11 protein-coding genes and 2 pseudogenes are annotated in these 13,297 nt (G+C 60.5%); 7 read left to right on the forward strand and 6 right to left on the reverse strand.

The features are described 5' to 3' along the window. The first annotated feature begins 43 nt into the window (after positions 1-43). From IC757_RS07305 to IC757_RS07315, 3 genes are all read left to right on the forward strand, one after another. A complete protein-coding gene (locus IC757_RS07305) occupies positions 44-475 on the forward strand; it encodes a hypothetical protein (protein ID WP_190976679.1) in 432 nt (143 codons plus the stop codon). Positions 476-544: 69 nt separating this feature from the next. Further along, positions 545-3,229, forward strand: a complete 2,685-nt coding sequence (locus tag IC757_RS07310) for a serine/threonine-protein kinase (protein ID WP_190976680.1) — start codon at positions 545-547, stop codon at positions 3,227-3,229. 39 nt (positions 3,230-3,268) lie between these two features. Then, positions 3,269-3,865, forward strand: a complete 597-nt coding sequence (locus IC757_RS07315; RefSeq protein ID WP_190976681.1) for an ECF-type sigma factor — start codon at positions 3,269-3,271, stop codon at positions 3,863-3,865. 183 nt (positions 3,866-4,048) lie between these two features. On the opposite strand, the gene IC757_RS07320 is transcribed toward IC757_RS07315, so the two are convergent. The 4 genes from IC757_RS07320 to IC757_RS07335 form a co-directional block, all read right to left on the reverse strand. Then, the gene (locus tag IC757_RS07320; RefSeq protein WP_223846295.1) at positions 4,049-4,522 is read right to left on the reverse strand and encodes a GNAT family N-acetyltransferase; all 474 of its coding nucleotides are present in this window, start codon (positions 4,520-4,522) and stop codon (positions 4,049-4,051) included. A 178-nt stretch (positions 4,523-4,700) separates the two neighbouring features. Continuing rightward, positions 4,701-4,994: a HigA family addiction module antitoxin gene (locus tag IC757_RS07325; RefSeq protein ID WP_190976682.1), complete on the reverse strand. Its 294-nt coding sequence runs from the start codon at positions 4,992-4,994 to the stop codon at positions 4,701-4,703. Then, complete coding sequence (locus IC757_RS16925; RefSeq protein ID WP_317977107.1) at positions 4,994-5,392, reverse strand: type II toxin-antitoxin system RelE/ParE family toxin; 399 nt, start codon at positions 5,390-5,392, stop codon at positions 4,994-4,996. The genes IC757_RS07325 and IC757_RS16925 overlap by 1 nt, the downstream gene beginning before the upstream one ends. Positions 5,393-5,721: 329 nt before the next feature. Then, positions 5,722-6,093, reverse strand: coding sequence for a hypothetical protein (locus tag IC757_RS07335; protein WP_190976684.1), 372 nt, complete (start codon positions 6,091-6,093; stop codon positions 5,722-5,724). Positions 6,094-6,308: 215 nt separating this feature from the next. Between IC757_RS07335 and IC757_RS07340 the strand changes: the two are divergent. From IC757_RS07340 to IC757_RS07355, 4 genes and pseudogenes are all read left to right on the forward strand, one after another. Further along, positions 6,309-6,959 (forward strand): annotated as a pseudogene (locus IC757_RS07340) (IS4 family transposase); the annotation flags it as partial. 121 nt (positions 6,960-7,080) lie between these two features. Beyond that, complete coding sequence (gene istA / locus IC757_RS07345; RefSeq protein ID WP_190976685.1) at positions 7,081-8,607, forward strand: IS21 family transposase; 1,527 nt, start codon at positions 7,081-7,083, stop codon at positions 8,605-8,607. Beyond that, a complete protein-coding gene (gene istB / locus IC757_RS07350) occupies positions 8,594-9,334 on the forward strand; it encodes an IS21-like element helper ATPase IstB (protein WP_190974040.1) in 741 nt (246 codons plus the stop codon). The genes istA and istB overlap by 14 nt, the downstream gene beginning before the upstream one ends. A 62-nt stretch (positions 9,335-9,396) precedes the next feature. Next, positions 9,397-9,930 (forward strand): annotated as a pseudogene (locus IC757_RS07355) (IS4 family transposase); the annotation flags it as partial. A gap of 140 nt (positions 9,931-10,070) precedes the next feature. Here the strand turns inward: IC757_RS07355 and IC757_RS07360 are convergent. Next, the gene (locus IC757_RS07360; protein ID WP_190976686.1) at positions 10,071-12,314 is read right to left on the reverse strand and encodes an MtrB/PioB family decaheme-associated outer membrane protein; all 2,244 of its coding nucleotides are present in this window, start codon (positions 12,312-12,314) and stop codon (positions 10,071-10,073) included. An 11-nt stretch (positions 12,315-12,325) separates the two neighbouring features. Continuing rightward, entirely contained in the window at positions 12,326-13,258 is a 933-nt protein-coding gene (locus IC757_RS07365) for a DmsE family decaheme c-type cytochrome (protein ID WP_190976687.1), read from the reverse strand. Positions 13,259-13,297: the final 39 nt, after the last annotated feature.

Here is a 13,297-nt window from a genome sequence, read left to right on the forward strand (position 1 = left end):
GCTACCGGTGTATTTGTCATCGAAAACATGAGGCTTTAGAAGCATGAACAAGATCTTTTCAGCAATACTGGCTGCGGTTGCAATTTGCCTGCTGACCGGCTGCGGTACCGGTGACGGCGGTATTGGCGGCGCCGGGTCTGCCACGGCCGAGGCCCACGGGGTTGTTTTGCCCGACGGCATCGCATCGAAGTTCCCCTTGCCGGCTGAAGCGACGGTAAGAACCAATACCGAGTACGAAAAGGACACCCGAGCCATATTTTCCATTCCGATGAGCTATGCCGAGGGCATCGAGTACTTCAACGCCGGCTTCGAGAGCCACGGCTGGACCACCGAGCATTCGGCCAGCGAAGAGGCGCGTCAGGGCGGGCGCTGGGATGCCGAAGGTCACGGCGTGAACCTGACTTTCACGCTGACCGCACCGTTGGGGGAGAGTGGCCCGCTGACAGGGACGCTGATGGTGTACCACCCTGATTGAGATCCGGTTTGCATCCCGGGGAGCAAGCCCTGTAATGTGGTAACCACTCCATACACCTGACCCCGTTTCATGTCCACTCGCCGTGCTCGTCCCCGGCTGACGCCGCGACGCCGACGCCTGGTTGATCGGCTGCTTGACGACCTGCTGGAGCTTGGTGAGGCCGAACGCCGTGTCCGGCTTTCACAACTTGAAACCGGTCACCCCCGTATTGCTTGCTGGGTGAGCGAACTGGTCGCTGCAAGCGACCAGCCGGGCGAGTTTCTGAATACCCTGTTTGATCGTGCCGGTCAGGCTGTTCGTGACTCGCAAGTCGCACAGGAACTTCGACTGCCGCGGGGTACCCGACTGGGCCCCTGGCGAATTGTCGAAGATGCCGGTAGCGGTGGCATGGGCACGGTCTATCGGGCCGAACGTGCTGATGGCGTTTTCGAGATGCACGCGGCCATCAAACTGATCCGTGTGCACCGCCGGGGCCTGGACGAACGGCTGAAGCTTGAACGAGAACTGCTTGCACGGCTCGACCATCGCCACATCGCCCGGCTGATCGACGGTGGCGCCACACAGGATGATCAGGCCTACCTGGTCATGGAGTGGGTCGAAGGGAACACGCTGCCGCAACACCTGCAGTCGGACGTACCGAGCCTGGATGCACGCCTGGACCTGTTCGAGCAGATTGCCGACGCCGTGGCCCATGCCCACCAGCGGCGCGTGGTCCATGGCGATCTCAAACCCGGCAATGTCATGGTCACATCCAGCGGGCAGGCACGGCTGGTTGATTTCGGAGTCGGGCGCCTGCTGGTCGATGGCGGTGTGAAGTCCGAGCATGCAGTCCGTGGACTGACGCCGGCCTATTCGGCACCCGAACAGCGAGCCGGGGAGGAGGCATCAACCCAGTCCGACGTGTGGGCACTCGGCAGGATTCTTCAGTGGCTGATCGACAGTCGGACCTCCGGGAAATCAGACCGACTGACGGCCATCTCCGCCGCGACCGAGGGGATCGCGCGCCGGTCTGATCTTGCAGCCATCCTGGAGCGCGCCTGCGCGGAATCTCCGAAAGACCGCTATGCCGGGGCCGTGCAATTGCTCGACGATGTTCAGCGCTACCGACAGCGGCTTCCAGTCAAGGCCTGCCCGGCCACGCGTACCTACCTGGCCACGCGTTTCGTCCAGCGTCACTGGCTGGGGGTGAGCTTCGGCGCGGCCGCGTCGCTGCTGCTCTGCCTGGCCACCGCCGGCGCGCTCTGGCAGGCGCACCAGGCCACCGAGGAGCGCGATCGGGCCGCCCTGGAGGCGGCCCGGGCCTTCACTGCCGAGCAGGACAGTCTGCGCCTGGCCAATGAATTACAGCAGGTGGTGGAGTTTAAGACCAGCCTGTTCGCGCTGGTCGACAGTTCGAACATGGGCATCCATCTTCGTGAGGATATCCTGGCGAGGTACCGACAATCGTCAGTGTCAGAAGACGATCACAGGCAGCTCGAGTTGCCGGAACCCGACCAGCTTGAAAACATGCTGCGCGTGGTCAATTTCACTGATCTGGCCCGTGCTTCACTGGAAGACAATATTTTTTCCACCGCTCTGGAATCGATCGACGTCCAGTTTGCCGACCAGCCCCTGGTACGTGCCCGACTGCTGCAGACCGTAGCCACCAGCATGCGCACAGTCGGTCTGCTGGAACAGGCGCTTGAGCCGCAAAAGCAGGCCCTGGCCATTCGTCGTGAGCAACTGGGCGAGGAGCATCTTGATACCCTGGATTCCATGGACCACATGGGGCTGCTTTACGGCCGGGTGGGGCGGCGAGATGATCAGCGCCAGTTTTATCAGGAGGCGCTGAACGGCTATCGTCGATTGGTCGGCGACGAGGACGCCCGCACCCTGAACGCCATGAGCAACCTGGGGGCCAACTACAATGCCCGCGGCGAGCTCGAACAGGCCGAGACCTATTTTCGCCAGGCGCTTTCGGGGCAACTGGACGCTCTGGGCCCGGCGCATCATCAGACCCTGATCACCACCCATGGTCTGGGCTACATGCTCAGCCTGCAGGGGCGCCACGAAGAGGCATTGCCATACTACGAGGCCGCACTTTCCGGCCGCCGGGACCTGTACGGCGACGAGCACCCGGACACGCTGACCGCCATGAACAACCTGGGCGGCCTGCTGATCGAGATGGGGCGACCCGACGATGCGTTGCCCTACTACCAGCAGGCGCTGGATGGACGCCGGCGTCTGCTCGGCAACGAACATCGCGTGACCCTGCAGTCGATCAACAACATGGGTCACCTGCTCAGCCGACTGGACCGGCTGGACGAGGCCCGCCCGCTTATTCTGGAGGTGCTGGAGCGCGCCCAGGTCATTCTTGGAGAGCAACACCCCAACACCCTGATTTACCTGAACAACGCCGGTCGCCTTCAACTGCAACTCGGACAGGCCAGCCAATCCGAGCGTCTCTATCGCCAGGCTGTTGAGGGCGCGCGCTCGGCACTTCCAAAAAGACACTGGCATACCGCTTCCTTTCTGGCCGGTCACGCCGGCGCCCTGCATGAGCTGGAGCGCTTCGCCGACGCCGAAGACGCCTGGCTGGAAGCCCACGGCATCTTTAAAGAGGCACTGGGTGACAGCCATGAACGTACTTTGAGCACGGCTAGCGACCTGGCCGAGCTCTATCGTTCCTGGGCCCGCAAGTCCCCGGACAGCGGTTATCAACAAAAGTCGGCAGAGTGGCAGGCCCGCGCTCAGGATGAATCGGGCGGGCCGTAGAATTACGTTGGCGTTCGATCCCGGTTATGCTCTCCACCTATGTCCGACGTTTCTTATCAGCCACCGAATCTGTCAGAAGTCACCCAACTGCTTGACGAGATCCGGAGCTCGCCGGAGTTGTTCGACCGGCTGATGCCGCTGGTCTACGATGACATGAAGCGCATCGGCCGAGCACAACGCCGGCGCCTGGGCCCCAGCGATACCCTGCAGACCACTGCGCTGGTGCACGAAGCCTTCCTCAAGCTCCGCCAGAACGCAAGCGAACGCATCGACAGCAACCTCCATCTTCAGCGCCTGGTCGCCTGCGTCATGCGTCAACTCATCTTCGACTACGCGCGCAAGCAACTGACCATCAAGCGTGGCGGCGATCAGGTCCGTGCCACCTGGAACGAGAATGAGCACGCACTGCCGCCCGAAGACCTGAACCGAATCATGGCCGTCGAAAAAGCCGTCGATGAGATGGCCGCAAGCGACCCGCGCATGGCCGAATGCCTGACCTCCAACCTGTTCGGGGGATCCAGCGTGACGGAAATCGGTGAAATGCTCGGCGTATCCAGCCGCACCGTCGTGCGCGACCTGCGCCGCGCCCGCGCCTGGCTGCAGGTGGAACTGGCGCATCTTGAGTCGGCCGATTGAACAGCATGCGGCGCTCGGTTCCGCAAAAAAGCACAGTCGCGCGTTGCGCGCCAATAGACGGAGGCTGGCAGAAAGTACACGGTACCCGGAACGCCGACCACGACTGCAGTCAAGCCCAGAGCCCAGTTTCTCAAGTTTCTGCAGCGCATGGTTCCTGGCCCCGCGTCAGATGTCATTCCCAGGTCATTCTTCAAGTTTCAGCTTCATGCCTTCATGCGAGGCAACAAAGCCAAGAGACTCGTAGAACCGTAACGCTTCCGGCCGCTGCTTGTCAGTAGTGAGCTGAACAAGCTGACACCCGCGTTCCCGCGCCCGATTGATTGCCCACGACAACAGATCACGGCCCACGCCAGAGCCTCGAAAATCCCGAATCACTCGAACACCTTCAATGGTGGCACGCCACCCGCCCTGATGTGTGATATAGGGCGTGAAAGTGATTTGCAATACAGCCAATATTGCAGCTTCCTCTCCCTCTGCAACGACCAGTTCATTATTTTCATCCTGCACAATGGCGTCAAACGCCGCATGGTAGGACGAAGGCAAGGGAGTCTCGAACCTTTCGCGCTGAGCACCCAGCGGATCGTCGGACAGCATGGCGACAATCTGAGAAAGATCACTGGCCCTGGCAGGCCGGATCGTGGAGTAGGCCGTGGTCACTGAGCTTCCTGTTCTCTAAAGTCCAACCGCATGATCCAGGCTGGTTCCCAGCTCAAATCCATTCGGCAACTTACCAATGAGGTCGTTAATCACATAACGTTTGGGTTAACCGGCGCCGCCACCACGCTTTCCCGGCTTTGCCGGTCCGGTGCTTTCCGGCGATCGCTTGAACCCTTGGTTAGGCTGCACGGAACTCAACTTTTTCGACAGATTCTAGATCTACAGTTTGTCGAGCATGCCAGAGCTCGTAGTTGTCTTGCATCAGCAACCAGCTTTCCGGCGAACGACCAAGAGCTTTGGATAGGCGAAGCGCCATTTCCGGACTAATTCCACTTCGTTCCTGCAAGATACGATTCAAAGTGGACGGCGAAACACACAGCTTCGAAGCCAGCTGACGTCCGGTCATTGAATGAGGCTCTAGGTAAACCTCACGGATGAATTCTCCGGGATGAGGGGGATTATGCATAGACATTAGTGATAGTCCTCGTAGTCAACAACGTGGGCCTGTCCATCTCTAAACTCATAGGTCAGCCTCCAATTTTCACTCACACGGATTGACCACCGATCAGCGTCCATTCCCTTGAGACGGTGCAACCGGAACCCTGGCACATCCATATCTTGGATAGACGCGGCGGTATCCAAGGCTGCCAGTAACATTCGCAGACGTTTGGCATGGCTTGGTTGAACTCCTGCTACTGAACCGGTTTCGTAGAACTTGGCCAGCACAGTGACTCCCGAAGGGCCGTCGCACAAGCGCCGTGGGCTACGTTCCGCTCGCTTGAATTGGCGACGGCCAGTCCTGCGCTCGCGCGCCTTGCCCACGACGCTTGTGCGACGGCTGAGTGTTACCTTATTAACCGCATGGCCCACTAGGAGCTAAACGGAAAAGTATTTTTCTTGGAATTAGGTGGAATAAGTCTTGGTTGGGACACGGAGCGTCATTTTTCTGTTTAGTCATCAGGCTTCCTCTCCATGCCCCGCACCACGCTTCTCCCCACTTCAAAACCCAGCATCGCTTAGGTTTTTCACCAGCGGGTGATTCACCGTGTCGAAATGCGGGTCCCTTTGCGCTTTCCAAACATGCCACACAGGTTCATATTGCCGAAATTCGGCAGGCGGTGCAAATCGATGCCTGCGATTGTGCTGGGAAGGGGGTATCCCGCACCGGTGTGGGTGCGGGAGTGTTGTTGAGGTTGTTCTTAGGGCGCGGCAATCCACTCGAAGCGGCCTTCGGCCGAGACCTCGTCGTGGCCCTGAGTGGTGAAGTTGAAATTGATGGTGTAGTAGCCGTTGCTTTCGCTGACTTCGACTGTGCCGTCGACTGAGTCGAATCGTGCACCGTCGGCGCCCAGGCCGACGATTTGGCGGGCGTCGTCGCGGCGGCGATCGAGGCTGTAGGTGCCGGGTTCCGGGCGGGGGCCGAAGCTGAATGAGACGAGGTCTGACATGACTTCGAAGCGGTGGTCTTGGGACTGGCGGATAACGCGGCCGGCGAATTCGGTGGTTTCGCCGTCGCGCCAGGCCAGGTCGGGGCGTTGCAGACCAGCGTAGGCTTCGCCGTGACGGGCCACCCGGATACTGTGTATGGGGTAAGTGCTAGAAAATCAATTCACCACAGAGGCACAGAGTTTACAGAGAAGGATTCACTAGTGTCCGGTTAAAAGTGCTCTGAATCCCGAAAATCGCATGTTTTACAGCACATTACAAGCGGAAAAAGGTGTCCCCGATTTGAACGCGGAGTTCGCGGTGTATAACCAAGCCGATACCGTGCCCTCCGGAGTGGCAAATGAACATCGGCAAGACGCTTTTTGCTCAGATTATGGATTTCCTTCCCTGGAAGACTTTCCACCGCACCGTCGACCGATACGACGGCAACCGGCGAGTGCGAACTCTGAGCTGCGCCGAACAGTTCCGCTGTATGGCCTTTGCCCAGCTGACCTACCGCGAGAGCCTGCGGGACATCGAAGCCTGTCTCCAGGTTCAGTCTGCAAAGCTTTACCACATGGGCTTTCGCCAGCCGATTCGTCGAGCAACTCTTGCCGATGCAAACGAGTCGCGAGATTGGAGAATTTACGGCGACTATGCCCAGCATCTGATTGCACAAGCGAGAAGCCTCTATGTCGACGAATCCATAAGCTCGGGTCTTCCCGATACGGTTTACGCACTCGACTCAACCACCATCGACCTATGTCTGTCGATGTTCCCATGGGCACCATTTCGCACGGCAAAAGCGGCAGTCAAACTTCATACCCTGCTGGATCTGCGCGGATCGATTCCCAGCTTCATTCATATCTCCGACGGCAAGCTGCACGACGTCAATGTTCTAGACTTGCTGATTCCGGAGGCAGGTTCGTTTTACGTGATGGATCGGGCCTACCTGGACTATGCTCGACTATTCAATCTGGCCCAGGCCGGCGCCTTCTTTGTGTTAATGGCCAACTAAACTGACCCACTATTGGCCAACAATTTTGACCCACCCCGGGTGGCTTTGGCCACAAAACACTGTAGCGTCCCGTGCCAGACAAATAAGCCGGGACAGATCATTGAAGGAGTGGGTTGTGATTCACAAAATCAAAGCATTACACGATCAGGGGCGGGGCCTATCGGTCCGGGCGATCAGCCGGGAACTGGGCATTGCCCGTAACACGGTTCGCAAGTACCTGAGACTGAACGAGATGGCGATCAGCCAAGCCCAGGAGGATCCCTCGCGTAGCAAGCGTCTGGACGAGTATCGAGATTTCCTCATCCATCAGCTCAAGACGTATCCCCGGCTGAGCGCCATCAAGCTGGCTCGGCGACTTCGTGAGAAAGTGGGCGAGTTGCCAGCCTCTGAGCGTAGCCTGCGCCGCTACGTGCGAGCGCTCAAGGAGCAAATCGCCAACGGCCAGACTCGTTATTACGAGCCGGTGGTTGACGCCGTACCCGGCGTTCAGTGCCAGGTTGACCCCGGCGAGCTGCGCGGAGTGATGATCGCAGGGGTGGAGCGGGTGGTCTACTTCGTGGTCTTCGTTCTGGCCTGTTCACGGCTGATGTACGTGGGGGTGCGATTCCAGCCTCTGGACACCGAGGCGTTCATCCAGCTTCACGACGAAGCCTTCCGCTACTTTGGTGGTGTGCCTGAGGAGTGTGTATACGATCAGACCAAGCTCGTGGTGATCCACGAGCGGTACCGAGAGCTGACGCTCAATCAACGCTTTCACCAGTACGCCACGACTGCCGGTTACCGGATCCATGCCTGCGAGGGCTATGATCCCGAGAGCAAGGGCAAGGTGGAGGCCGGGGTCAAGTACGTCAAGCAGGACGCCCTTTACGGGGAGTGCTTCGAGAGCGAGACGGCGCTGTGCCAGCACCTGCAAGGCTGGTTGGAGGCCGTGGCCAATGTTCGCAAGCACGGCGCCACCGGTCGCCAGCCGCGGGCCCACTTCGAGGCCGACGAGCGCGCACACCTGCGTCCCTACATTGTGGCGCAAAGCCTGCTTCAGGCTCGCCCTGACCACGAGACCCGCCGGGCCGACAAAACCGGGCTGATCTCGTGGAAAGCCAACCAGTACTCAGTGCCCCTGCGCTGGCAGCGGGCCCAGGTGGGTGTCTGTGAACAGGAGGGTCACCTGCATATCCACGACCTGGAGAGCGGCGAGCGCATTGCTGGGCATGTTCTGTGTCTGGAGAAAGGCCGCACGATCAAGAACAACCACCACTACCGGGATCCGGCCCAGCGCATCGCGGATCTGGAAGCGGCCATCTGCCAACAGCTGCCCGACGGTCAGGGCGAGACGCTGTGCCACCTGCTCAAGGTGACCTCGCCGAGGATCTACAAGGACCAACTGGCAGGCCTGCGTGATCTGCTCAACCGGCATGGACCCGTCGACGCCGAACTGCTGCAGACACTGACTCAGCAGCCCCGGTTGACCGCCAGCACCGTGCAACGCTACCTGGAGGCGTGGCAGCAAGCTCGAGACCGCGGGCGAGCCCCCGATACCAACACAACGCCTGATCATGAGGACCGAATGCCTGTCTCGGCCCTGCAAGCCTATGCTCAGGTTGGCCGCTCCAGTGGCCAGGAGGTGACCCATGAGTCGGCTTGAACAGACCCAGTCCCAGTACCGCAGCCTGCGCCTGAGCGCCACCGCCGGGCACCTGGGTGAGCTGCTGGCCCAAGCCGAAGCCAACGAGCTGTCCTATCTGGAGCTTGCCCGGCAGATCGCCGAGCACGAGCTGGCCGAGCGCACCCGCCGCCGCATCGACCGGCACCTGAAACAGGCACAGCTGCCGGCGCACAAGCCGCTAGAAGCGTTCGACTACCGCCACCAGACCACCATCACCAAGCGTCAGGTCAGCGCCCTGCTGGACTTCGGCTTCATCGATGAGCGCCAAAACCTGGTGTTCATCGGTCCGCCCGGGGTGGGCAAAACGCACTTGGCCATCGGCATTGCTCTGAAGGCCATTGAAGCCGGCTACAAGGTGCTGTTCCGCACGGCACTGGCGCTGGTCGAAGACCTGGAGCTGGCCGAGATGAAAGGTGAACTGAAAAAACGGCTGAGACAGTTGGGTAAGTACGATGTGCTGGTGATCGATGAGCTGGGCTACCTGCCCATGACCCGGCAAGCCCGCTACAACCTGTTCCAGCTGATCAATAGCCTGTATGAGTACCGCTCAATCATCCTGACCACCAACAAGGACTTCAGCAACTGGGGAGCCTTCTTCCACGATGACGCCGTGGCGGTACCGATCATTGACCGCGTCATCCACCACTCACACATCTTCATGCTGGGAGGAGAGAGCTATCGCTTGAAACAGAAAACCACGAGCTAGACGACACACGGTGGGTCAAAATAAATGGCCAAAAGTGGGTCAAAATAGATGGCCATTGACACTTTGTAATCCGGGCCAAATCAAACCTGGACTTCCGGCGGGTCTATTCTGCTGCTACAGATCGGCAAGCTGGGCTGATCTGCGACCAAACTATTGCGCTCTGCGGCCAGCGTCCAAGCAAGTACTATCCTCAACACTTGAGACGCATTCGCTTCAAGGACCCGGAAACCGGAAAGACCCTGGTATTTCTCACCAATCAGTTCCAACTCCCGGCTCTTACGATCTGCGCGTTGTACAAAAGCCGGTGGCAGGTCGAGCTGTTCTTCAAGTGGATCAAGCAAAATCTCCGTATCAAGTGCTTCTTCGGCCGATCGGAGAACGCAGTCAAGACACAAATTTGGATTGCTGTGTCGACCTATGTGCTGATCGCCATCATCAAAAAGCGTTTGGACCTCGATATTTCGCTGCACGCAATGCTACAGATTATCTCCATAACTGTATTTGAAAAAACACAGTTGAAACAGGCGGTTACGATCGACCGAAGCGATCTGGATCAGATCAAAGACGGTAACCAATTGAATCTATTCGGCTTTTAAACCGGACACTAGTGAGAAGGATTCATAAAGATAAATTCTTTATCTCTGTGACCTCTGTGCCTCTGTGGCTAGCTTTTGTTAGCTCTTTGCGGGGCTGATTTCGACAGCGAAGGATATGGGTTCGCAAGTAGTCCAGACGATTACTGCCAGCGATGGATCAGCGATAGCATCAGGACGTTGACGCGGTCGTTGTAGCTGGTCTCTCCGGGCAGGATGATGTCGGCGAGCTGGTTGGGGCCGACGTCGTCCAGGGCCCAGTCGGCGCTCTGGTAGCGTTCGAACCACCAGCGAGCTCGCAGCGACAGTTGTTCGTTGATTTGGTAACGCGCGGCCAGGTTGAGCGTGTGGCGGCGGCTGGTGAGGTCGGGCAGGGGCTCGGTGTCCAGGGCCGGGCCGGATTGCACGTCGATGCCGGCGCGGGCGTCGGCGTGGACGTAGTCGGCGCGCAGTTCCAGGCGTTCGTTCATCAGCAGGCGGCTCATACCCAGTCCCAGGGTGTCGACGCGGTCGCGGTGGCGGGCCTGCCACCAGCGGTCGGGGCTGGCCAGGTCGTCGGCACGAAAGCCGCCGCCGCGGAAGCTGAAGCCGTCCTGGTCGGAGCGGATGCGCTCATGGGTAATGAAGGCATGGGCTGACCAGTGCCGGGACGGCGAGTAACTGACATCGGCGGCGAACAGGTCGTTGCCGGCCTCGACCAGGCCGATTTCGGAACGGTGGAAATCATCCTTGCTGGTGCCGCCTTGCAGGGTGATGGACCAGTCGTCATTGGGGGTGATGGCGGCGTTGACGTTCACGCCCTGGCGACGGCGGTCGGCGAGGTGATACAGGCGCAGGGCGGGCAGTTCGCCCCAGCCACCGGGGACGGTGTCGACATAGGCTTCGGAATGCCCCGCCCTGAATCCCACTGCGCCGTCATAGGTGCTGCCGCTGCGATCGGCCCATTCCAGGTTGATGCCGGCTGTCAGTCTTTGGCCGAAGGCGTGTCTGAAGCCCAGTTCAAGGCGGTCTTCGTCGGTGCGTTCGCGCGCGGTGAAGCTGCGGTCGATGCGGCGATGTTCGGCGACACCTTGCAGGCGGGTGGATTGGGCCAGTCGCCAGTTGCCGGCCAGCCTGAGGCGCTGGTCGCGGTAGTCGTAGGGCAGGTTGTAGCGCCGCCGCGATGAGGTCTCGCCGGCGTCCTGGAGCTGGCTGTCGGAGCCGATGTAGACGAATTCGCCCATGGGGGTGCGGTTGTCGCGGTCGTCGAGACGGTAGCTGGCCGTCCAGTTGAAGCGCTGGTTTGGTCTGCCGGCCAGGCGCAGGTTGATGGCCGTGGTGTCGATGCGTCCGTCCAGCGAGGCGCGGGGCAGTCCCTGCACGATGCTTTCGATCAGCGCCGGGTTGATGGTGTAGTTGAGGAAATCGTCATCCTGGCGCATCTGCCCAAAGGCTGCTTCGCCACTGAACGTGAGACGGGGCGAGAAGAGGTGACTGCCGCCGATGCCGATCTGGTGAAAGGTGTTGTCCGGCGGCAGGGCCATCTGGCCGGCACCGTCGGGATAGCCGGCCGACGGGTGCCAGCCGCCGATGGCGGCAAAGGGGTTGGCAAAGATCAGGTTCGGCTGATTGTTGTCGAACAGCGAGGCGTGATAGCGCACGCGAAATTGACGCTGGCGGTCGGCATAGTTCAGGGCCAGATCGACTTCGCGGGTCCGGTAGTCGGTGGGGACGGGCAGGAAGGCCGCGCGTGGTGTGCCGCCGGTGGGTCCGAACATGGCGGCCATGGCGCGATGGCCGTCGCGGTCTTCCTGGCGAAAGTCGGTGCTGATCTGCCAGCGTTCGGCGAAACGGGCATCGCCACCGGCGGCCACGCTGCGGCGGTCGCTGCTGACGTCGAACTCACCGAGTGAAGGCAGCAGAACGTTCATTCCAGCGGTGGATGTGGCGGCTACCCAGTCGGCCGGCAGGTTTCGTTGGCCTTGTGCCGGCTCGCGGTAGACGGTGACGGCATCATCAATGAAGCGTGCGCTGCGCTCGTCATACTCGGCATAGACGCCGAAGGCGCCATGCTGGCGATAGTCCAGGCGCACCGTGCGCACATCCAGGCCGAGGTCTTCGGCGCGCAGGCGGATGGTGACCGGCCGGTCGCTGTCGAATTCGGCGGCCTGTATCCAGTCCAGGCCCAGCACGGCGAAGAATCCATCATCTCCCAGTCCGCTGAAACGTCCCAGCCGGGTTCCGGAATCGCTGACATGGCCCAGGCCGACTTCGACCGAGCTGTAGCGGGCAATGAAAGGCGAGAGTTCTTCGACGGTGACTTGCTCGGCGGCCAGTGACGGGGTCAGCAGTGCGAGCGGAAGGCTGGCCGGGAGAAGAGTGGAGAGCTGCAGGTATCGCCGTTTCATGTTGTGTGCTCCTAGCGGGTCTGTCCTACCCCGGAGGGGTGGTTGGAGCCGTGGACCTGTACGTGGCAGCTCATGCAGTCGCGACCGATCAGTGATCGTGATCCGGAAGGAATCTCGTCACTGGGCAGGCCGGTGCCGCTCAGCGCCGCGGACGGGTGGAACTGGCCCATGTGGCACTGCTGACACAAAAACGGTGTTCGCTGCACGAGCAGGTCGCGGTGTACCGAGCCGTGGGGCTGGTGACATTGGGTACAGTCTTCGCGCACCGGCTGATGCTCCCACAGGAAAGGTCCGCGCTTTTCGGCGTGGCAGCTGTAGCAGTTTTCGTTGACTGTCATGGTCTTGAGGTCGGAGGGTCCGCTGCCGCCATGCGGGTTATGACAGTCGGTGCAGGTGACCTGGCCTTCGCGCACCGGATGGGCGAAGGCGCGATGCATTTCTGCATGCTGCTCGGTGTGGCAACTGGTGCAGTTCTTGATCTGACCGCGATGATCCATGGCCGGGTCGGAGCGGGTGTGGATGGTGTGGCAGTCCACGCAGGCCATGTCCTTGAAGTCGTGATCGCTGCCATGCCAGTGCATCATGTCGGCGCCGGCATGGCAGTTCATGCAGGTCTTGTTGAGGGTCTCGGTGTCGGAGCGGTGCGGGCCGCGAAAGGCAATCTCGGCCGGCTCACCGCCGGCTGGTGCGGGCAGGCGCGAGTGATCGATGCTCTCGCCGTGACAGGCCGCGCAGCCATCCTTGGCGAATCGGGTATGCGGGTCGGCCAGTACGGCGTGTGGTGAGGCGAAGATTTCGAGGACTGGATGGTCGTCGCCGCCATCGTGGCAGCGCAGGCAGTTGGCGACATGCCCGGGGACGTCGATGTAGATGTCTTCGGCCGGAGTGTTTATGCCGACGGTCAGTGCGCCGAGTGCCATCAGAACCGTGAGTGTCTTGCGCATGGTCGTTTTACCTTTGATCAATCATCCCTGGCCCGTGGG

The sequence above is a fragment of the Wenzhouxiangella sp. AB-CW3 genome (genome assembly GCF_014725735.1).
Lineage (GTDB): Bacteria > Pseudomonadota > Gammaproteobacteria > Xanthomonadales > Wenzhouxiangellaceae > Wenzhouxiangella.